At 66.1% G+C, this 1,105-nt stretch carries 1 protein-coding gene; it reads left to right on the top strand.

Annotated elements, in window-relative coordinates:
• Positions 1-17: 17 nt before the first annotated feature.
• The coding region (locus AC07DW_RS34610; RefSeq protein WP_478861549.1) for an IS630 family transposase at positions 18-1,105 on the top strand (1,088 nt) is incomplete at its 3' end.

Raw genomic sequence — 1,105 nt, 5'->3', positions numbered from 1 at the left:
ATTAGTAAGCTGTCTCCATGGCGAAGATGGGGCGGCCGATGGCCGAGCTGGTGTTGTCGGAGGATGAGCGGGCGGCGCTGGTGCGCTGGTCGCGGCGGGCGAAGTCCTCGCAGGCGCTGGCTCAGCGGTGCCGGATCGTGCTGGGGTGTGCGGACGGCAAGACGAACCGGCAGGTTGCCGACGAGCTCGGCATCTGGCCGCAGACCGTAGGCAAGTGGCGGCGGCGCTTCCTGGAGCGGCGGATGGAAGGGCTGGTGGACGAGCCCCGGCCCGGCGCGCCGAGGAAGATCACCGATGACCGGGTCGAGGAGGTCGTCGTCGCCACGCTGGAGCGGTCGCCGAAGGACGCCACGCACTGGTCGAGGGCTTCGATGGCGGCCGAGAGCGGGCTGTCGAAGTCCTCGGTCGGCCGGATCTGGAAGGCGTTCGGTCTCAAGCCGCATCAGGTGGATACGTTCAAGCTGTCCAGCGACCCGCAGTTCATCGACAAGGTCCGCGATGTGGTGGGCCTGTATCTGGACCCGCCGGAAAGTGCCCTGGTCCTGTGCGTGGATGAGAAGTCCCAGATCCAGGCGCTGGACCGGTCCGCGCCGGTGCTGCCGATGATGCCGGGCATGCCCGAGCGCCGCACCCACGACTACATCCGCCACGGCGTGACCACCCTGTTTGCGGCGCTGGACGTGGCCACCGGCGAGATCATCGGCTCCATCCACCGCCGTCACCGGGCTGTCGAGTTCAAGAAGTTCCTGGCCAAGCTCGACAAGGAAGTCCCGGCCGGCCTGGACGTCCACCTGATCTGCGACAACTACAGCACCCACAAATCGCCGCCGGTCAGGAAGTGGCTGGAGGCCCACCCCCGGTTCCACATGCACTTCACCCCCACCTATTCCTCCTGGCTCAACCAGGTCGAGCGATGGTTCGGCCTCCTGACGGACAAGCAGATACGGCGCGGCACCCACAAGTCCCTCCAGGCACTGGAGAAGGACATCCGCAGCTGGATCAAGACCTGGAATGAGAACCCCCGCCCCTTCACATGGACGAAGAGCGCCGACGAGATCCTCGAACGCCTGGCCTCATATCTTAATCGAATTCCCGGCGCAGGACA

The sequence above is a fragment of the Streptomyces sp. NPDC045701 genome (genome assembly GCF_056432045.1).
Note: the sequence above shows the minus strand (reverse complement) of the source record. Positions and strands in the feature narration are given on the sequence as shown.